Origin of the sequence: Sphingomonas sp. BK345 (assembly GCF_014193845.1) — a bacterium.
GTDB lineage: Bacteria > Pseudomonadota > Alphaproteobacteria > Sphingomonadales > Sphingomonadaceae > Sphingomonas.
Window position 1 is genome coordinate 206,903 of record NZ_JACHZX010000004.1, and the last position, 20,640, is coordinate 227,542.

Below are 20,640 nucleotides of genomic sequence, written 5' to 3' on the forward strand. Positions count from 1 at the left end.
ACCCATGCAGCCTCCCGAGATCTTCGACCGCGCCGCGCGCCGCCGGCACCGCGACCGTGCCGCCGCCGACTTCGGCGCGCACGATTTCCTCCGTGCCGCGATGCTCGACGGCATCGCCGACCGGCTCGACGCGGTGAAGCGCGACTTCGCCGACGTGCTCGATCTCGGCTGCTTCCGCGGCGATTATACGCCGCCGCCAGGCGCCCGCGTGGCGCGGGTCGATCCCGGCTTCGCCTTCGCGCGCGACGCGGGCGGCGTGCAGGGCGACGAGGACCGCCTGCCCTTCGCCGACGAGTCGTTCGACCTCGTCGTCGCTGCCGGCACGCTCGACGGCGTCAGCGACCTGCCCGGCGCGCTCGCGCTGGCGCGTCGCTCGCTCCGCCCTGACGGGCTGTTCCTCGGCGCCTTCGTCGGCGGGGGCAGCCTGGCGCAGCTACGGGCGGCCTTTCGCGGCGCGGAGGAGCCAGCGGTGGCGCGGCTCCATCCGCTCGTCGACGTGCGTTCGGCAGGCGACCTGCTGATGCGGGCGGGGTTCGCGCTGCCGGTCGCCGACGTCGAGACACTGAGCGTCGGCTATGGCGGGCTCGGCCGGCTGCTCGAGGATCTGCGCGGTATGGCGTCGAGCAACGCGCTGGTCGATCGCCACCCGCTGCGCCGCGACACGCTGGCCCGCGCCGCCGGTGCCTTCGCGGCGCGCGCCGACGTCGACGGCCGCGTGCGCGAGCGTTTCGACCTGGTCTTTCTCACCGGCTGGGCGCCATCACCCGACCAGCCCAAGCCGGCGCGGCGCGGCAGCGCGAGCGCGTCATTGGCTGCGGCGCTGCGCGGTGGTGGCGAACGCGCGCCGGGGGCGTGAGCCGTTCCACTGCTCTCAGGAGCTTCACGAGGATCGCCCAGCTCCTGCCCTAGGCAAGTGGCCGTCGCAGTCGCAGGCGTGTCGCGACGACCGCCTCAGATCAGCTCGTCGTCATCGTCCTCGGCGAGCAGCCGACCCATCGAATCGAACAGGGCGTCCATCGCGACCGGCTTGAAGATCACGTCGTCCGCGCCCGCCTCCAGGCAGCGCTGACGCAGGTCGACGGCGGTGTCCGCGGTGACGACGATGATCGGCAGCCGCGCCTTTATATCATGACGCGCGCGGATGTGGCGGATCGCGGTGATGCCGTCCATGCCCGGCATGCGCAGATCGACCAGGATCACGTCGAAATCGTCGCGGTCGATCAGCTCGAGCCCGAGTTCCGCGCTCTCCGCCTCGACCATGGCGACGCCCGCGACGTCGAGCATGTCGCGCACGACGCGGCGGTTCATCCGGTCGTCCTCGATGAACAAAGCCGTCAGTGCGGTCACTTCCGGATCCCCCTCCCCCTTTGGCAACGCGACCCGGCTTCTCTCACTTGTTGATCCCTATCACATCATGCGGCGTCGCGCACCGTCGCGCGAGGCATCGCCAGCACTGCCGCGACCAGGCTTTTCTTGGCTACCGGTTTCTCGATAACTTGGGTGATTGACGCGGCCCATTCCCCGCGCCGCGCGGCGATCTCGGCGGTGGCGAGCAGCGCTATCGGCGCCCCGTCCGCGGCGGCGGCGATCGCGGCCAGCTGCTCGCCCAGATGGTCGGACGCGAGTGAGGCGGCGTCCACCAGCACGCGTTCCGGGCGCGCCTGCGCCACTGCCGCGGCGGCCGCGTCAGCGTGGCCCTCGGCGAACAGGATAGCACCGCGCCCCTCGAACAGGCTCTTGTACATGGCGCGCGTGATCGGGTTGCGCTCGACGATCACCAGCGCGATCGCCTCGACCGGCTCCTCGACCCCCGCGGCGGCGACACAGGGCAGATCGAGCACGAAGGTCGCCCCGGCACCCAGCGCGCTCGTCACCGTGACGTCGCCGCCCATGGCGCGGGCCAGGTTGCGACAGATCGCGAGCCCGAGGCCGGTGCCCCCGAACTGACGCGTCGTCCCAGCGTCGGCCTGGCGGAACGACTCGAAGATCAGCTCCTGTGCCCCGGCGGCGATGCCGATGCCGCTGTCCGCCACCGTCACGCGCAGCCGCCCGCCCTCGACCGCGACGCGCAGTGCCACATGCCCCGCCGGGGTGAACTTCACCGCGTTGGAGAGCAGGTTGAAGATGATCTGCCGCAGGCGCGCGGGATCTCCCATGATCCAATGCGGCGCGGCGTCGGCGTCGACGTCGAACGCGAGCCCCTTGGCGCGCGCCGGGTCGCGCCACAACCGAGTCGATTCGGCGAGCGCCGCGCGCAGGTCGAGCGGCACGGTCTCGATCGTCATCCGACCCGTCTCGATCTTGGCGACGTCGAGGATATCGTCGACCAGCGCGCGCATCGTCACGCCGGCGCCATGCACGATGCCGAGCCGGTCGCGTGTTAGTGGGTCGAGCGTCGCGTCGGCGATCATGACCTGGGTCATGCCGAGGATGCCGTTGAGCGGGGTACGGATCTCGTGGCTGGTGGTGGCAAGGAACTCGGTCTTGGCCCGCAGCGCCTTGGCGAGCTCGCTGTTGCTCGCGGCAAGGTCGGCGTTGGCGGCGCGCACCTCGTTGCGGCTGCGCCGGATCGTGAACAGGCCGATCGCGAGCAGCGCGATGATCAGCAGCGTACCCGCGACGGTGCCGTAGAGCAGCAGCCGCTGGGTGTGCGCGGTCTGGCGCTCGAACGCCACCGACCTGGCGAGATCGGCCGCCTTGAGCCGCGCGATCCGCAGCTCCTGGTTGGCATAATCGAAGCGCGCGGCGGCGAGCGCGGCGCTGTTCGAGCGGGCGATCTCGGTCGCCTGGTCGTCGAGCCGCTTGACCGCGCGCAGCTGCGTCAGCGCGGCGGCGGGATCACCGCTCGCGACGTAGATGCGATAGGCGATGTCGTGCACGTCGCGATCGGCGATCAACGTGCTCTCGGGATCGACGCCGGCGAAGCGCTCCATGATCAGATCGCGCGCACGTGGGAGGTCGCGGGCCTCCAATGCGGCCTCGGCGGCGAGCGCGACGAACTGCGGCCGCTGCACCTCGGCACCGTCCTGCCGGGTCAGCGCGAGCCCGCGCTCGATCGTCTGACGCGCTCGCTCGATCCGCCCCTGCCGCAGCTCGGCCTCGGCGACACCACTGAGCGCCTGCGCGAGCGCGAGCGGACTGCGGAGCGCCGTCGCCGCCCCGACCGTTCGCCGAAACGCCGCCTCCGCCTCCGCATACCGCCCGAGCGCCGTCAGCGATTGGCCGCGGCCATTCTCGACCGCGACGGTCAGCCCCGGATCGTCGGAATAGCGCTCAGACGCTTCGGAGAAGTAGCGCAGCGCCGTGGCATGGTCGTTGGCGCTGCGGTAGAGAAGCGCGATATAGGTCAAAGCCTTGGCCTGGCTTCGCTGATCGTGCAGTTCGACGTAGCGATCGTGCGCGTGTTGCAGCGCCCCGAGTGCCTCGGTGATTTGCCCCGAATCGGTCAGCGCCCCACCCTGCGAGAGCAGGATATCCGCGGCGAGATGCGCGCCGTGATCGGCCTTCTCGACTTGGCGCTGTGCCACCGCGAGCAGCTGCAACGCGCGGCGCGGCTGATCGATTCGCGTATACGCCTCGGCCTCAAGCCAGTTGAGCGTCGCCGAGCGCGTGTAGTCGGCGCGGGTCGCCGCCGACCCGAGCGGTTGCCGCGCCTGCTCCACCAACGCGATCGCACCGCGCGGGTCGACCAGCATCTGCTGCTGGACACGCGCGACGAGCGGGTCCTGGCCGGACGCCGCCGCCGCCCCCGTGACGAGGGCGAACGCCACCGTGACCGCGGCGACGAGCCGCCTCAGGCGCGCTTCCACGTCGCGCTCAGTCGCGTGAACGAGGCGCGCGTGTCGGCCGAGGCGCGGTGATGACGCTCCTCCGCGAGGAAACCCGCGAGCGTCTCCAGCTCGACGGGACGGCTGAGCACATAGCCCTGCACCATGTCACACCCCATCACCGAGAGCAGCGCCAGCGCCGCGTGCGTCTCGACCCCCTCGGCGACCACTTCCATGTCGAGCGCGTGCGCGAGGTCGATAGTGGAGCGGACGATCAGCGGGTCGCGATGCGAGCTGGTGATGCCCGTGATGAACAATTTGTCGATCTTCAGCTCTCGCGCGGGCAGCTGCTTCAGATAGGCCAGGCTCGACAGGCCGGCGCCGTAATCGTCGATCGACACGGTGATGCCGATCGCGGCGAAGCGCTGGAGATTTGTGATCGCGCCCTCTGGGTCGCGGATCACCGCGGTCTCGGTGATCTCGAAGCCCAACCGCGCGTCCGGCGCCGCGGCGAGATAGTGGCACACCGCCTCGGCGAAGGCCGAGTCGGCCAGCACCTGCCCCGATATGTTAATGAAGATGCGCACGTCGTGGCCGAGCCGCCGCAGCCGGCGCTGGTCCTGGATCGCGCGGCGCACCGTCCATAACGTGAGCGGGCCGACGCGGCGGCGCTCTTCCGCCAAGGGGATGAAATCGGCGGGCGGGATCAGCCCGCGTGTCGGGTGACGCCAGCGGATCAGTGCCTCTGCGCTCTTGATCACCTGCTGGCGTACGTGGAGCTTGGGCTGGTAGAACAGCTCCATCTCGTCCTCGGCGAGCGCGCGATCGAGCTCGCTGGCCAGATCCTGGCCGGCGACCAGCGCCGCGCCGGCAGACTCGCTCTCGAGGGACGCCAGCGCCTGCACCAAAGCCGCCTCGCTGGTCTCGGCGAGCGTCACGTCGTCGACTTCGGGCGCGGCGATCGCGCTGCCCACCGCCCAGCCGAGACGCGCGGCATCGTCGCACCGCTCGTCCGCCGGATCGAAGAAGGCCCGCACTGCCGCTGAAACATGCTCCACCTCGTCGAGCGCGCCACCGCACCTCACACGTATCACATCTTGCCCTACTGCGAGGACTTGCGCCAGCGGCAGCGTGGCGGCCAGCCGCGCCGCCGCGTCGGACACCAACTCGCCCGCCGCACCCGCCCCGAGCGACCGCCGGACGACGGCGAAGTCACGCAGTCGCGCCAGCAGTTCCCCACGGAGGCGAGCGGTCACCGGCTGACTCCCGGGCGCGGCGCCGTCCGGTACCGACGGCTCAGAGAGGCAAGGCATATCCATTTCGGAGCCACCCTAGGCCTGCCAGCTTAATGAATAGCTTAAGTACGTCCCACTTTGGGTTAACCGCTGGTTAATGCCGTTGAGACGTGGTGAAAAAAGCGTTACCTGCGCGTTACCCTTCGGGGGGGTTGAGCAATAAATAGGGAGAAGACCCATGTTCGCATTCGTTCTCGCGCTGATCGGTTTCGTCGGCACCACCATTCGCCCCTGGTAATCGGGAGTAGATCGATGCTCGCTTTCGTTCTCGCGCTGGTCGGCTTCGTCGGCACCACCATCCGTCCCTGGTAATCGGAGACTCGTGATGTTCGCTTTCATTCTCGCGCTGGTCGGCCTTGTCGGCACCACCATCCGCCCCTGGTAACCGGAGAAGTACGATGCTCGCTTTCGTTCTCGCGCTGGTCGGCTTCGTCGGTACGACGATCCGTCCCTGGTAAGCAGATCATAGGCCCGGCGCGCGCCGCGACTTGCTCGCCGCCACCGGGCCTAAGTATTCGATGACGTGATATCTATGCCCGGGCGCCAGTATCGGCCGCGGCTAACTCGATTTCCTCGGCAACCGAGCCGAAGCGTAGCGCCAGCACGTCAAGCGCATAATTCTGGTTGAGCCGCCATGGCCTACGGTGCCCCTGGCGCGGCAGCGACGACAGCGCGCGCTGGATATAAGCCGAGCTCAGATCCGCGAACGGCACTTCGGTGACGCTGCCGACCCGCACCCGCGGCGTCGCACTCGCCGCCCCGCGCCGCTGCATCGCGCGGAGCAGCCGGCAGAGATAAGCGGCGACGAGGTCCGCCTTCAGCGTCCACGAGGCGTTGGTATAGCCGAAGGCAAAGCTGAAGTTCGGCACGTCGGACAGCATCATCCCCTTGTACTGAAGCGACCCGGCCGGATCGATGATCGTCCCGTCTCGGGACAAAACGAGCCCGCCGAGTAGCAAAATCTCGAGGCCGGTAGCGGTCACGATGATCTCAGCCGCGATACGGGTGCCGTCGACCAGCAGCAGACCGTCGGGGGTGAGACGCTCGATGGTTCCGGTGGCGACGCTGGCGCGCCCCTCGCGCAGCGCGACGAAGAGATCACCGTCGGGTACGAGGCAGAGCCGCTGATCCCAGGGATCATAGCGCGGGGTGAAATGGGTCGCGACGTCATAGTCCGCGCCGAGTTCCTGACGCACCATCGCGATGAGCCGCCGCGCGACTCCACGCGGCCGCCTTCTCGCCAGCCGATAGAAGAACTGGCCGAGCAGCACGTTCTTCCAGCGCGTCACGGCATAAGCGGCGCGTTCCGGGAGCAGCTTCCGCAGACGGTCGGCGACGCGGTCGCGCGCCGGCCTCGACACGACGTAGCTGGGTGAACGCTGTACCATCGTGACATGCGCCGCCGTCCGCGCCAGCGCGGGCACGAGCGTCACCGCGGTCGCGCCGCTGCCGATCACCGCGACGCGGCGGCCGGCATAGTCGAGCCGCTCGGGCCAGAATTGCGGGTGGACGATCGTGCCCGCGAACTCATCCTCTCCGGCGAATGCGGGTCGATGCGCACGGTCGTAGGCGTAATAGCCGGTGCAGGCGTGGAGCCAGTCGCAGGCTAGCGCGAGCGTCAGCGGCGGTGCGCCCTCCCGCTCGACCGTGAGCGTCCAGCGCGACTCGGCGCTCGACCAATCCGCCGCGGTGACGCGATGACCGAAGCGGATGTGCTCGGCGACGCCCTCCTCGCGCGCGGTGTCCTCGATATAGGTACGGATTGCGGGACCGTCCGCGATCGCCTCGGCGGCGCGCCAGGGGCGAAATGCATAGCCGAGCGTGTGCATGTCCGAATCCGAGCGGATGCCGGGATAGCGGAACAGGTCCCAGGTGCCGCCGATCGCGTGTCGCGCCTCGAGGATCAGGAAACGCCGGTCGGGCAGCCGCCGCCGCAACTGGCAGGCCGCGCCGATCCCCGAGAGGCCGGCGCCGATGATGATGACGTCGTACCGCTCCACCGCGCCTCTCCCGCCCTCTGGCGTCATCCTGAACTCGTTTCAGGATCCCCCGTCTCGCAGGTGTCGCCGCTCCTGCGTGTGCGGCACGGTGGATCCCGAACCAAGTTCGGCGTGGCGGCGGTGAGGGGAGCGGGCGCCCTTTCGAGCCACGCCGCCCGGCCCCACTCGCGCGCGCTAGAAATCGCGCGAGTAGCGCAGCTGCACATTCGACCCGCCGAACGATCCCGCCTGCGACAGCACGCTGATCGCCCGCGTCAGCGCGATGGTCAGCTGCGTCGCGGTGAAGCCGCGCGCGTCGGTGACGATCTCGACGTAAATGTCGTCGGTCAGATACTTGCCCGCGGCCAGCGCCGAGCCGCGCCCACTCGCCTCGTCCGCGCCGAGGATGCGCAGACGGTCGAAGCCGGTGGCCGAGCGCAGCTTGCCGAGCGGGTTGAGCCCGCCGCCCGAGCCGCGCAGCGAGTTGAGCGCGCTGGCCAGCTGGATCGCCTCGGTCGCCGACAGATTCTCCGGGTTGGTCCCGAACAGCAGGCGGCTCAGCACCTCGTCCTGCGGCAGCGAGGGCGTCGAGGTAAAGGCGATCTGCGGGCGCTGGCCGGTGCCGGTGATGGCGATGTTGAAGGTGACATTGTCGTTGGTGGTGGTCGCCAGGATGTTGATGTCCGGGTCGGTCAGCGCGCCGCCGCGGAAGCGCACCTGCCCACGCTCCACCTCGAAGCGCTTGCCCGCGAAGGAGTAGGTACCGCGCACCAGGTCGAGCCCGCCGTTGATCACCGGCGCCGCCGAGGTGCCGCCGACGCGCATGTCCATCTGCCACTCGCTCTCCAGCCCCATCCCCGAGACGTAGAGCTGGTTATCGGCGCGGAGGCGCAGGTCGAGCTTGAACAGGCCCGGCGGTGAGGCGGGAGCGGGCGGCTGGCCAGCCGCCTTCGCCGCGGCCGCGGCGGCCTGCTGGGCGAGGACCTCGCTCTTCTTGCGCACGCCGGTGAGCTCTGGCACTTCTGCGGCGCCCTGACGGATGATCTCGTAACGCGCGTTGGGCACGTTGATCTGGCCGCTGATCAGCCCGCCACTCGCGCTGTTCTGGATGCGAATGTCGCCGCTGGCGGTGGCGCCGAGCGCGTCGGAGCGCGCCAGCTGGGCGTCGCGCATCGCTACACGCACGTCGAGCGGGAACCCCTGCGCCGCGGCGAGCCCGACGTTGCCCGACGCCTGCACCGTTCCTTGCCCCGCGCGCGCCTGCATCTGCTGCAGTTCGAGCCGGTCGTTGTTGAAGCGCGCCGCGATCTTCATATTGGTCAGGCGCGTGCCATAGGCCTCGTTGTCGTAGGTGAGGTTGTCGGCGCGGATCAGCCCGACCACGCGCGGCGCCGACACGGTGCCGCCGAAGTCCGCCGCGATCGCCATCGGCCCGGTCAGCTGTTGCTGCGCCAGGCCCGCGAAGCTGAACAGCACCCCCGCGGGCCCGTTGTAGCGGATGCCGCCGCCGAGCGGCCCCTGCATCAGCCGGGTCGTCCAGCTGCCGCCGCCGGTGGGGGTGAGCGTCGCCACCAGCCGCCCGACCGGGGTGCCGGCCCGCTTGATCAACGCGCGCCCCTCGCCCGCCGCGCTCGACAGCCGTCCCTGGAAGACGACGTCGACCGGCTCGGACACCGCGACCAGGCTCGATCGGGTGAAGTTGGTGACGTTGAGCCGTGCGTCCGCGCGCGGGAACGCCTCACCCTTGTCCTGGACATAGTCGAGGCTACCGGTCGCCTGACCGTTGACGCCGAGATTGGGCACGAGCGCGCTGATCAGCGACAGGTCGAGCCGGTCGAGCCGCATCTGCGCCTGCGTGGCGCCGCCGCCGAACCGACCGGCGAGCCGCACCGAGCCCTTGTCGAAGTCGAGCCGCGCCGGCTCGAGCCGGTAGCCGCCGCCCGCGGGCACGATCCGTGCCGGCTGCGCGGTGCGGAACGCGACGTTGTTCGCTGCGCCGCTCAGCGCGACGAGATAGAGGCTGGGGGACAGGCGCGAGTTAACCGCGAGGCGGAAGGGCACGCCGTTGGAGCCGGTGAACAGCGCCTGCGCGGTGCCCGCGCCGTCGCGATAGTTCACCTTGAAGCGTCCGGTCTGGAGCAGCGTCGCGCCGTAGCGAAGGTTGGCGACCTGCGCGTCGGCGACAATCTGCGGCTTGTCGTAGAGCACCGCGTCGGCGGTGACGATCGCGCGGCCGATGCTGAAGCCGGCCATGCCCGGGATCGTCGCGCCAGCGGCGCGCGCGTCGACGCTGGCGCGCTGATACTTGCCCTGCGCGCCGAGCGCGACATTGCCGTTGAGCCCGTTGCCGGCGAAGCGCACCTGCCCCGCGAATGGCCCGGCGGCGGTCTGGACGACGCGGCCGGCGAAGTCGATGCCGGCGAACAGCACGCGGCGGATGTCGACCGCGAGCTGGTTGCCCGGCGTCACCAGCACGTCGGCGGTGAAGGCGCCGTAGTTGGTGCCGCCGCTGGCGTTGACCTGATAGGCGCCGCCGCGCCCGACCACGCGCGCATCGAGGTTGGCAAGGCCGATCCCCACGCCCGGCCGCGGCGCACGCAGCCGCACGACCGGCGCGGTCGAGGAGCCGGTCACGCGCGCGTAGAGCGGGCCGTACTGGGTCGAGTAGGCGTCGGCGTCGACCAGCAGCGCGCCGTTGGCGGGATCGAAGCGTCCCTGCCCGCGGGTGACGCGGAACTGCGGCGCGTTGAGCGACAGGCTCTGGAACGTCACCACGCCCGTCGGCGAGTAACCGAAGCGCGTGCTCATCACCGCGTTGCCGCCGAGGAAGTTGCGGACGCCGGCGTTGAACAGCTGCTTGGTCTGGAGCGCGACCTTGCCGGTGATGCCGAACCCGCCGTTCGGTCCGGGCACGAGCTTGGCGTCGGTCTGGACGTTGATCACGCCGACGCTGTCGACGCGGAAGTTGTTGACCCGCCCCTGCAAGCCGCCGGTGTAGCGGCCGGTGGCGGTGTTGGCGGCGATGATCGCGGTGGCGTCGATCGTATCCGAACGGATGCGCAGGTTGTCGGACAGGATGTTGGGCATGGCGATCGCGAGGTCGCCGTCGATCCGCGCGTTGGTGGTCAGCCCGCCGAGCGCGGCGTTGAGCCCCGCGATGCGGCGCGCGCGCGCGTGGACGGGCACCAGGATGCGATCGCTGTTCACGCGCGCCAGCCCCTCGGCGTACAGGTCCTGCACCGAGGTCTGCTGGAAGCCGAGCGCGGCGGCGCGGATCTTATAGTCGACCGTCGGGGTCGCGAAGGCGCCGTTGAGCACAACGCGCGCGAGCACATCGCGCCCGCTCACGCCCGGCATGATCGCGCCCGGGGTCAAAAGCTTGGCGTCGACTGCGAAATTGCCGAAGCGGCTGTTGGCGAGATCGAGCAGCCCGCCCGCATCGACCGCGAGCGCCTGAGAGGTGAGCTTGATCCGCGTGTCCGCGCGACGCTCGGCGAGCGTGACGTCGGCGGCGACGGTGAGCGCCGGCGCGGTCAGCCGCTCCACCGGTCCCTCGATATAGAGGCCCGGCCGGGTCGGGCCGCGCACCTCGATATGGCCGTCGCGCGCGGAGATCGCGAGGTTGGCGAGCTCGCCGCCGCCCAGGTTGGCGAGCAGGCGCCCCTGCCACGCTTTCCAGCTGCCTTTGCCGCCGAGCGTGGCGGTGAGCGGCGCCTTCAGGCCGGCGAGCTGCGCCACCGCGCCGTTGGCGGGCGCGGTGAGCCGCACGTCGAGGTCGAGCTTGTCGTCGTCGGGCACCGCGTCGAGCCGCACCCGCGCGACGTCGCCGCCCGCGACGCCGGGGGCGCGCAGCGTCGCGGCGTCGACGACGAGCTGCGCGCGGCGGTCGGCGATGTGCGCCTGCCCATCGAAGCGCGCGACGTGGCGCGCGCCGGCGACCGGCGGCTCCATCACGAAACGGCCGACGTGGAGCCGGTCGATGTCGATGTCGAGATCGGGCAGCAGCGGCGCGTTCTCGTCCTCGGGCGTGGTCGGCGTCGGCTTGAGTTCGGGGTTGCGCCGTAGCGTGATCAGGTCGGCGGAGACGCTGCGCACGTCGACGTGGTTGCGCGCGAAGGCGAACGGCCGCCAGTCGAGGTCGAGCCGCGGCGAAGTCAGGAACACGCCCTTGGGATCGCTGACCCGCACGTCGCTGAGCCGGAGCTGGCCGTACAGCGAGCCGTCGATCCGCCCGACCTTGATGTTGAGGCCCGAGGCGGTGGTGTAGCCGCCGATCTTGTCGGCGACGAAGCGACGGCCGGGATCGGTGTTGATCCCCAGCACGATCGCGACCACGAGCAGCACCAGCGCGGCGAGCGCGATGCCGACCCACTTCAGCACGCGCTGCCAGAGAGGGCGGTGGACGACGACGGTCTCGCCGGCGGTCGGGAGCGTGTCCTCGGCCATCAGAATGCCTGCCCGATCGAGATATAGAGCGCGATCTTGCCGTCCCCTTCGCGCGGGTTGAGCGGGGTCGCGACATCGACGCGCAGCGGCCCGAAATTGGTGTAGAAGCGGCCGCCGATGCCGGCGCCGATGCGCAGGTCGCTGCCCTTGGGCAGGCTGCTCTCATAGGCGTTGCCCGCGTCGACGAAGGGCACGATCCCGAAATTGCCGAAGCGGTAGCGCGCCTCGAGCGCGAACTCGTTGATGCTGCGGCCGCCGAGCGGGCGCAGGTCGGCGCGATCGACGTTGCCGCTCGAGTCCGGGGTGAGCGAGGCGACCGGCTCGAGCGGCCCGAGCCGCTGGAAGCCATAGCCGCGCACCGAGCCGCCGCCACCGCCATAATAGCGCCGCGACGGGGCTATGTCGTCACGCGCGATGCCGAAGATGCTGCCCGCGCGCGCGCGGGCTGCGATCACCAGGCTGTCGCTCACGGGATAATAGGCCGTGCCCTCGATCAGCGTGCGCGCATAGGGCTTGGTCTGCCCCGAGACCGACACTTCGGGGCTGACGTTGAGCTTCAGGCGATAGCCGCGGGTGGGATTGAGCAGATCGTCCGAGGTGTCGAACAGCACCTGCCCGGGCAGCGCGAAGACCCCGTAGGTGCGCCGGTCGCGGTCGAACTTGTCGAAGTCGAACACGCTCTCGTTGGTGCCGACCAGCTCGAAGCCATAGGCATAGGTGAATTTCTTCTGCCAGATCGGCGTCGAGTCGTAGCTCACCCGGCCCGACAGCGTGCCGGTGAAGGCGTCGAACGCGTCGTAGCTGGAGTGGTTGGCGCTCGCGAGCAGGCTGACGGTGCGGTCGCGCTTGCCTGCGTTCTGGCGGCGCAGCCCGACCGACAGGCCCTGCTGCTGCGTGCCCGCGATCACGCCGAGGATCAGCGCGCCCTCGGGCGGGAAGCGGTTGCGATTGGTGAAATTGGCCTCCGCCTTGACGCCCTCGCCGGTGTTGTAGCCGACCGAGCCCGAAAGGCTCTTCGCCGGCCCGCGCGTCTGCCGCACCAGCAGGTCGACCTGCTCGGTGCCGTCCGCCGCGGTGACGCCGGTGCGCACCGGCTCGACCCCGACGCCGTTGAACAGCCCGGTCGCGACCAGCGCCTCGCGCAGATCGTCGGTAAGGCGCGCGTCGTAGAGCTGCCCCTGGTCGAAGCGCGGGAAGACGTTGAGGTGCTTGAGATCGAACACCGGGTCGCCCTCGGTGCGCAGTACGCCGAAGGAGGAGCGCGGGCCGGTGTCGACCGGCAGCGTGTAGTCGCCCTTGCCGGTCTGCTCGTTGAGCAGCACGTCGCGCTCGCCGACCTTGACGAAGGGATAGCCCTGCTGCGGCAGGCGCAGGCTGACATTGGCCTCGGCACCTTGGATTCGCGCCGCCTCGATCGGGTCGCCGACCTTGAGCGGCAGCTCGCGGCGAACGAGCTCGGGCGGCTGGGTGGCGTCGGCCTTCACCGTGACGCTGCCGAGCTTGTACTGCTGGCCCGGCGAGGCGGTGACCAGCGCGCGCAGTCTCGCCGGCGTGCCCGCGACGGTCTCCACCGTCGCCACCGCGGTGCCGTCATAATAGCCGAGCGACTTCATCAGCCGCAGCGCGAGCTGCTCGTCCTCGCGCGCGCGCGCCGAGACCTGGGTGGCATTGTCCGCCTTGCCGCCGCCTTTCTTGAGCGCGGAGAGCGAGTCGAACTCGTCGGTCAACCCGAGCGGGTCGAGCCCCTGCACCTCGCTGGCGTAGCGGACGTCGGGCTGATCGCCGCTCGCCGGGTCGGCGACGGCCTGCAGCGGCGCGGTGTTGAAGGTGGAGAGCGGCTCGAGCGGCTGGGCGAGCTGCGGGTCCTGCGGTGGCGCGGGAGGCAACGTGCCGGGCGTGATCGGCTGCTGCGCCGCCGCCTGAGCGGGAGCCTGGGCGGGGTCGGTCGTGGTCGGCGCCGGCGGGGCAGCGGTGTCGGCGGGCATGGGTTCGAGCGGGGCGTTCAGGTCGCCAGACACCGGCGGCAGCGCGGCGTCGAACTCCGCTTCGGGGACGATCGGTGTGCTGTCGGGAGCCGGCGCGGTGTCGGCCGGCTTGGGCGAGTCGGGACCCTGCGCGGGCGCCGTGCCGGGCTTCTGCATCTGTGCCGGCGCGGCGGCACAGCCCAGCGCCATACCCGCGGTGGCGAGCAGGAGGCGTGAGCGACGAACGGAAAAAGACAAGTACTACGCCCCTTTAGCCGAGGCATGCGGCGTTCCGCTGAGCCCCCGTCACCCTGCAACGAGCCAGCGCGGGATCGGTTTCATAACGCTGCCGCCTCGACCGCTCTCTGATCACCAAAGCCGGTCGGCGGCGTGAAAATTCTGGCACCCTTGCGAAACATTTGCGACAAATTGCGGTTAGGCGCCGGGGCAGCCCGAAGTCTCTCGCGGGGATAAGACTGAGAATGCGTATCGAGGTTCGGCCGGGCCGCCAGGTCATCGGTGGCGCGGCGGCGTCTGCGCTGCTCGCGCTCGCCGCCTGCGGCGGTGGCGGGGGTGACGCGGCCAAGGCCAAGGAGAAGGGCGGCGCGCCGGGCCAGTCGGGCCCGGTCACGGTCGGCTATGTCGTCGTCCAGCCGACGTCGGTGCCGACCACCAGCGAGCTTCCCGGCCGTACCGTCGCCTATCAGAGCTCGGAGGTACGTCCCCAGGTCTCTGGCGTGATCCAGCGCCGCTTCTTCACCGAGGGCGCGATCGTCAAGCGCGGCCAGCCGCTCTACCAGATCGATCCCTCGCTCTATCGCGCCAGCGCCAACCAGGCGAGCGCCAACGTCGCCAACGCCCAGGCGACCTACGAGGCCGCCAAGATCCGCGCCGACCGCTACAAGCCGCTCGCGCAGATGGAGGCGATCAGCGCGCAGGATTATACCGACGCGGTGGCGACGCAGCGCCAGGCGGCGGCGACGATCGCGGTCAACCGCGCGCAGCTCGACACAGCGCGGGTGAACCTGCGCTTCACCACCGTGCCCGCGCCGATCACCGGCCGCATCGGCCGCTCGCTCTTCACCGTCGGCGCGCTGGTCAGCTCGACCCAGACTGACCCGCTCGCGACGATCCAGCAGCTCGACCCGATGTTCGTCGACATTCAGCAGTCGAGCGCCAACCTGCTCGCCCTCCGCCGCAGCCTCGCCTCGGGCGGCGCGGTGCCCGCCCGCGCCGAGGTGACGCTGAAGCTCGAGGACGGAAGCGACTATGGCATCAAGGGCGCGGTCGAGTTCGCCGAGGTGGTGGTCGATCCCAGCACCGGCACGGTGACGCTGCGCGCGCGCTTCCCCAACCCCAACGGTCTGCTGCTGCCGGGCATGTTCGTCCGCGCAGTCTTCTCGCAGTCGATCCAGCAGAACGCCTTCCTCGTACCGCAGACGGCGATCACCCGCGATCCCAAGGGCAACGCGACCCTCTACGTCGTCGGCGCGAACAACCGCGCCGAGCAGCGCACCATCACCGCCGAGCGGACGCAGGGCGCCTATTGGGTCGTGATCGACGGCCTCAAGGCCGGCGACAAGGTCATCACCCAGGGCCTCGCCAACGTGAAGCCCAAGACGCCGCTCCAGCCGGTGCCGGCCGACACGCCGCAGAAGGTACAGGCGCCCTCCCCCGAGCAGATGGACAAGATGTCGTCGGCCAAAGGCAAGGCCGGCTAACCGCTCATGTCCCGCATTTTCATCGATCGGCCGATCTTCGCCTGGGTGCTCGCCATCATCGTGATGCTGGCGGGCGTCGGCGCGATCCTGTCGCTGCCGATCGCGCAATATCCAGACGTGGCGCCGCCGCAGGTATCGATCCGCGCGACCTTCCCCGGCGCCAACGCGCAGACGCTGCAGAACAGCGTCACCCAGGTGATCGAGCAGCAGCTCACCGGGATCGACGGGCTGCTCTACTTCCAGTCGAGCTCGTCGAGCCGCGGCTCGGTGACGATCACCGCGACGTTCAACAAGGGCACCGACCCGGACATCGCGCAGGTCCAGGTGCAGAACCAGGTCCAGCAGTCGCTCAGCCGGCTTCCACAGCAGGTGCAGCAGCAGGGCCTGGTGGTGCGCAAGTCCAACCCAGACTTCCTGCTGATCGTCGGCGTCTATGACGTCACCGACAAGCTGACCAACCAAGACGTCTCGGACTATCTCGTCTCGAACCTCCAGGACCCGCTCGGCCGTATCCAGGGCGTCGGCGACACCAACGTGTTCGGCTCGCAATATGCGATGCGGGTGTGGCTCGATCCGGAGAAGCTCAACAGCTACCAGCTGATGCCCGGCGACGTCGTCACCGCCATCACCAACCAGAACACCGAGGTCGCGGCCGGCGAGATCGGCGGCCAGCCGATGCCGTCGACGCAGATGCTCAACGCGATCGTCACCGCCCAGTCGCGGCTCCAGACGCCCGCCGAGTTCGCCAACATCATCCTCAAGACGCAGAGCAGCGGCGCCACGGTGCGGCTCGCCGACGTGGCGCGGATCGAGCTGGGCGCGGAGAGCTACAACGCGTTCAGCCGCGTCAACCGCCACCCCGGCGCGGGCATCGCGGTGCTGCTCGCCCCCGGCGCCGATGCGCTCAAGACCGCCGAGCTGGTCAAGGCGCAGGTCGCCGCCGCCGCCAAGGGCTTCCCGCCTGGGCTCGAGTACGCCTTCGCCAACGACACCACCGACTTCATCAAGCTGTCGATCGAGGAGGTGGTGAAGACGCTGATCGAGGCGATCATCCTCGTCGTCATCGTCATGTTCGTCTTCCTGCAGAGCTGGCGCGCCACGCTGGTGCCGGCGATCGCGGTCCCGGTCGTGCTGCTGGGGACGTTCGCGGTCTTCTACGTCGCGGGCTTCTCGATCAACACGCTGACGCTGTTCGGCCTCGTCCTCGCGATCGGCCTGCTGGTCGACGACGCGATCGTCGTGGTCGAGAACGTCGAGCGGTTGATGGACGAGAATCCCGGCATGACGCCGCGCGAGGCGACGATCGAGTCGATGAAGGAGATCACCGTCGCGCTGGTCGCAATCGCGCTGGTCCTGTCCGCGGTGTTCATGCCGATGGCCTTCTTCGGCGGCTCGACCGGCGTGATCTATCGCCAGTTCTCGCTGACGATCGTGTCGGCGATGGTGCTCTCGGTGCTGGTCGCGGTGATCCTCTCGCCCGCGCTCACCGCGACCCTGCTCAAGCAGAGCCACGACGAGAACGGCGACCCGATCGAGCAGAGCTGGCTCGGCCGCAAGTTCCCCAAGGTGGCGCACTTCCTCGAGCGCGCGCGCGACAAGTTCAACGACACGTTCGACCGAGGCGTCGCCCGCTACGTCGCCGGCGTGCGCCGGGTGATCGATCGCAAGTGGATCTTCCTGCTGGTCTATGCCGCCACCGTGGCGCTGCTGGCGATCCTGTTCCTGCGCCTGCCGACGGGCTTCCTGCCGACCGAGGACCAGGGCAGCGCACTGGTGCAGTTCCAGCTTCCCGCCGGCGCGACACGCGCGCGCACCGAGGAGGTGCAGCACCGCGTCGAGGACTATCTCGCCGGCAGCGAGGGCAAGAACGTCACCACCATGTTCACCGTCAGTGGCGGCGGCGGCGGCGGCGTCAGCGGGCAGAACACGGGCCAGGGCTTCGTCAACCTGACGAACTGGGACGACCGCAAGGGCAAGGAGAATACCGCCGACGCGATCGTGGCGCGCGCCTCGGCGGCGTTCCGGGGCCTGCGCGACGCGCGCGTCTTCGCGCTGGTGCCGCCCGCGATCCGCGGCCTCGGCCAGTCGAACGGCTTCACCATGGAGCTGCAGAACACCAGCGGGATGACCGCGGAGAAGTTCAACGACGCCAAGGACCGACTGCTCGCACTCGCCAACGCCGACCCCGCGCTCACCTCGGTGCGCCTGACCGAGCTGCCCGACGTCGGCACCCTCAAGATCGACATCGACCAGCAGAAGCTCGCCGCCTTCGGGCTGAGCCAGGCCGACGTCAACACGACGCTGTCGACCGCCTGGGGCGGCCGCTACGTCAACGACTTCGTCGACCGCGGCCGGGTCAAGCGCGTCTACGTCCAGGGCGACGCGCCGTACCGCGCCGCCCCGACCGACCTCAACCAATGGTTCGTGCGCGGCAGTGGCGGGCAGATGGTGCCCTTCTCCGCCTTCGCGCGGATCGGCTGGAGCCAGGCGCCGGTGATCCTGTCGCGCTTCAACGGCGTGCCCTCGTTCGAATTCCAGGGCTCGGCCGCGGCCGGCAAGAGCTCGGGCGACGCGATGACGCGGATCCAGGAGCTCGCCGGGCAGATCCCGGGCACGAGCGTCTCCTGGGCCGGGCTGTCCTACCAGGAGCGGCTGTCCTCCGGGCAGGCGCCGCTGCTCTACGGCCTGTCGATCCTCGTCGTCTTCCTCTGCCTCGCGGCGCTGTACGAGAGCTGGTCGATCCCCTTCGCGGTGCTGCTGATCATCCCGCTCGGTCTGGTCGGCGCGATCCTGTTCACCACGCTGCGCGGGCTGATCAACGACGTGTACCTCCAGATTGGCCTGCTGACGACGATGGGGCTGGCGGCGAAGAACGCGATCCTGATGATCGAGTTCGCAGAGCAGGAGGAGAAGAAGGGCAAGCGCGTGATCGACGCCGCGCTCTCCGCCGCGCGCATCCGGCTCCGTCCGATCATCATGACCAGCCTCGCCTTCATCTTCGGCGTGCTGCCGCTGGCGATCTCCACCGGCGCGGGGGCGAACAGCCGGATCGCGATCGGCACCTCGGTGATCGGCGGCATGCTGACTGCGACGGTGCTGGCGATCTTCTACATCCCGCTGTTCTTCGTTCTGGTGCGACGCGGTTTCCGCGACGGCCTCAAGGGCCTTCGCCGCGGCGCCGACCCGAGCCCGGACGAGGGCGAGGACGGGGGCGGCGGTGGTGACGGCCACGGCGGCGGCGGGGCACCCGGCGGCGAGCGCCCGCCGCAGCTGCCGCGCCCGATCGACCACCCCGCGCTGCCCGCGCCGGAGCCTGCCCGATGACCCGCCTCCCCGCGCTCGCCGCGCTCGCCGCCGGCACCGCGCTGGCGGGCTGCTCGCTCGCGCCGACCTACGTCCGCCCTGCCGCGCCGGTGCCGACCTCCTGGCCCGCGGGCGACGCCTATCTCCGCCAGTCCGAAGCGCGGCTGCCGAGCGTCACCTATCGCGACATCTTCCGCGACCCTCGCTTGCAGGCGATCATCGACCAGGCGCTCGCCAACAACCGCGACCTGCGTGTCGCGGTCGCGAACATCGAGGCGACCCGCGCGCAATACCGGATTCAGCGCGCCGACCTCTTTCCCCAGGTCAACGCCACCGGCGCCTACAGCTATCGCGACAGCGGCAGCAGCGGCGTGGTCACCGGTACCGACAGCGGCGGCACCGGGACGGGCGGCACCGGCACCGGCACCGGCGCGGGCGGTACCGGCACTGGGACGGGCGGCACGGGAACGGGCACCGGCGGAACGGGAACGGGCACCGGCGTGACCACCGTCTCCTCGGCGCGGAGTACGTTCCAGGCGCAGCTCGGCGTCACCGCCTTCGAGATCGACCTGTTCGGCCGGGTCCGCTCGCTCACCAGCGCGGCGCTGTCGCGCTATTTCGCGCAGGAGGCGGCGGCGCGTGCCACGCGGCTGACTTTGGTGGGCGACATCGCCAACGCCTGGCTCGCCTACGCCGCCGACCGCAGCCTGCTCGCCGTCGCGCAGCAGACCGCCGAGGCGGCGCGCGCGAGCGTGAAGCTGACCGACGCGCGCCTGCGCGGCGGGGTGGCGCCGCGCACCGACCTGCGCCAGGCGCAGCAGATCCTCGCCACCGCCGAGGCCGATCTCGCGCAGCAGACAACGCTGCTCGCACAGGACGTCAATGCGCTCCAGCTGCTCGTCGGCGCGCCGGTCGACCCGGCACTGCTGCCGGGCTCGATCGAGCAGGCGGCGGCGACGATCGGTGAGCTGCCCGCCGGGATCGACTCCGGCGTGCTGCTGCGCCGCCCCGACGTGGTGCAGGCGGAATATGCGCTGCGCGCCTACAACGCCGAGATCGGCGCGGCGCGCGCCGAGCTGTTCCCGCGCATCTCGCTCACCGGGCTGGTCGGCTTCGCCAGCACCGCGCTGCGCACGCTCTTCAACAGCGGCTCGTTCAACTATTCGGTCGCGCCCAACGCCAGCTATCCCATCTTCCGCGCCGGGGCGGGCCGCGCCGGGGTCGCCTTTAGCGTGGCGCAGCGCGACGCCGCGCTGGCGAGCTATGAGCAGACGATCCAGACCGCCTTCCAGGAAGTGTCGGACGCGCTGGCGCGGCGCGGCACGATCACCGAGCAGCTCGCCGCCAACCGCCGCTTCTTCGAGGCGGCGCAGGACACGCTCAACCTTACCAACGCGCGCTACCGCGGCGGCATCGATACCTTCCTCTCGTCGCTCGACGCGCAGCGGCAGCTCTATTCCGCGCAGCAGATCCTGGTGCAGACCCAGCTGACCCGCGCGACCAACCTGGTGACGCTGTACCGCACCCTCGGCGGCGACTCGCTGCTCGACGCCACACCGCAGGGCCCGCTCACCGCGACGGGCGGCGAGCCGGATGCGGCCGGCGTCCGCGCGCCGGCCGCGGCGCGGTAGGGATTAGAACCGCATGCCACGCTGGGCCGCGCTCCCCTACTCCTCCCGCTTCGGCTCTTCGCTCTTCTCGGCCGGCCGGATGGCCTCACGGCCGAACTGCATGATCAGTTGCCCGATCTCGCGCGCCTGTTCCATCGAGCGCTGGCCCTGTTCGCGAAGGTACTCGCCCTGGATCCGCATGACCTCGGTGAGGTCGCGCGCGCCCGTGGCGGAGCGCAGCGCGGCGAAGGCCTCGCGCGCGTTCGCCTCCGCCTGGTCGATGATCGTCGTCCCCAGCGCCGAGCCGTTCTGCGCGACCCGCTCGCCCGAGGCGCGCATCGCCTCGCCCGCACGGCGCGCCGGATCGACGACATGCTCGTTGAAGGCGTCGCGCATCCGCTCGGCACCGCGCCATGCCGCGTCGGGCGAGCCTCCGCCGAGCGAACCGGTGCCGCCCTCGCCTGCTTTGCCCGCGCCGTCCTCGCTCGAGTCACTCATGCTCGCTCTCCTGTGCCGGCGGCCTCGTACGAGCGTGATCGCACCGTCTCGGGTCGC

The 20,640-nt window shown here is 70.3% G+C and carries 11 protein-coding genes; 4 read left to right on the forward strand and 7 right to left on the reverse strand.

What is annotated here, in order from left to right:
- Positions 1 to 4 precede the first annotated feature (4 nt).
- Positions 5 to 856, forward strand: a complete 852-nt coding sequence (locus tag FHY03_RS14425) for a class I SAM-dependent methyltransferase (protein WP_183919607.1) — start codon at positions 5 to 7, stop codon at positions 854 to 856.
- 95 nt (positions 857 to 951) lie between these two features.
- On the opposite strand, the gene FHY03_RS14430 is transcribed toward FHY03_RS14425, so the two are convergent.
- From FHY03_RS14430 to FHY03_RS14455, 6 genes are all read right to left on the reverse strand, one after another.
- Positions 952 to 1,338, reverse strand: coding sequence for a response regulator (locus FHY03_RS14430; RefSeq protein WP_183921357.1), 387 nt, complete (start codon positions 1,336 to 1,338; stop codon positions 952 to 954).
- A gap of 74 nt (positions 1,339 to 1,412) precedes the next feature.
- Positions 1,413 to 3,809 carry an ATP-binding protein gene (locus FHY03_RS21360; protein ID WP_183931486.1) on the reverse strand — a complete coding sequence of 799 codons (2,397 nt, stop codon included), beginning with the start codon at positions 3,807 to 3,809 and terminating at the stop codon, positions 1,413 to 1,415.
- Positions 3,794 to 5,023, reverse strand: coding sequence for an EAL domain-containing protein (locus FHY03_RS14440; RefSeq protein WP_311721768.1), 1,230 nt, complete (start codon positions 5,021 to 5,023; stop codon positions 3,794 to 3,796). Before FHY03_RS14440 ends, FHY03_RS21360 begins: the two co-directional genes overlap by 16 nt.
- Before the next feature lie 569 nt (positions 5,024 to 5,592).
- Complete coding sequence (locus FHY03_RS14445; RefSeq protein WP_183931487.1) at positions 5,593 to 7,089, reverse strand: NAD(P)/FAD-dependent oxidoreductase; 1,497 nt, start codon at positions 7,087 to 7,089, stop codon at positions 5,593 to 5,595.
- 147 nt (positions 7,090 to 7,236) lie between these two features.
- Entirely contained in the window at positions 7,237 to 11,487 is a 4,251-nt protein-coding gene (locus FHY03_RS14450) for a translocation/assembly module TamB domain-containing protein (RefSeq protein WP_183931488.1), read from the reverse strand.
- The gene (locus FHY03_RS14455) at positions 11,487 to 13,628 is read right to left on the reverse strand and encodes a BamA/TamA family outer membrane protein (RefSeq protein WP_183931595.1); all 2,142 of its coding nucleotides are present in this window, start codon (positions 13,626 to 13,628) and stop codon (positions 11,487 to 11,489) included. Before FHY03_RS14455 ends, FHY03_RS14450 begins: the two co-directional genes overlap by 1 nt.
- A 305-nt stretch (positions 13,629 to 13,933) precedes the next feature.
- Here FHY03_RS14455 and FHY03_RS14460 point away from each other — a divergent pair, with 305 nt between their 5' ends.
- From FHY03_RS14460 to FHY03_RS14470, 3 genes are read left to right on the forward strand one after another with little or no spacing between them, the layout of a single operon-like run.
- Positions 13,934 to 15,172: an efflux RND transporter periplasmic adaptor subunit gene (locus FHY03_RS14460; protein ID WP_183919600.1), complete on the forward strand. Its 1,239-nt coding sequence runs from the start codon at positions 13,934 to 13,936 to the stop codon at positions 15,170 to 15,172.
- 6 nt (positions 15,173 to 15,178) lie between these two features.
- On the forward strand, positions 15,179 to 18,496 hold the full coding sequence (locus FHY03_RS14465) for an efflux RND transporter permease subunit (RefSeq protein WP_183919598.1): 3,318 nt from the start codon (positions 15,179 to 15,181) through the stop codon (positions 18,494 to 18,496).
- Positions 18,493 to 20,106: an efflux transporter outer membrane subunit gene (locus tag FHY03_RS14470; protein ID WP_183931489.1), complete on the forward strand. Its 1,614-nt coding sequence runs from the start codon at positions 18,493 to 18,495 to the stop codon at positions 20,104 to 20,106. The genes FHY03_RS14465 and FHY03_RS14470 overlap by 4 nt, the downstream gene beginning before the upstream one ends.
- Before the next feature lie 36 nt (positions 20,107 to 20,142).
- Here FHY03_RS14470 and FHY03_RS14475 read toward each other — a convergent pair whose 3' ends face one another.
- Positions 20,143 to 20,583 (reverse strand): phasin family protein, encoded by a 441-nt coding sequence (locus FHY03_RS14475; RefSeq protein ID WP_183931490.1) that lies wholly within the window; start codon positions 20,581 to 20,583, stop codon positions 20,143 to 20,145.
- Positions 20,584 to 20,640 lie beyond the last annotated feature (57 nt).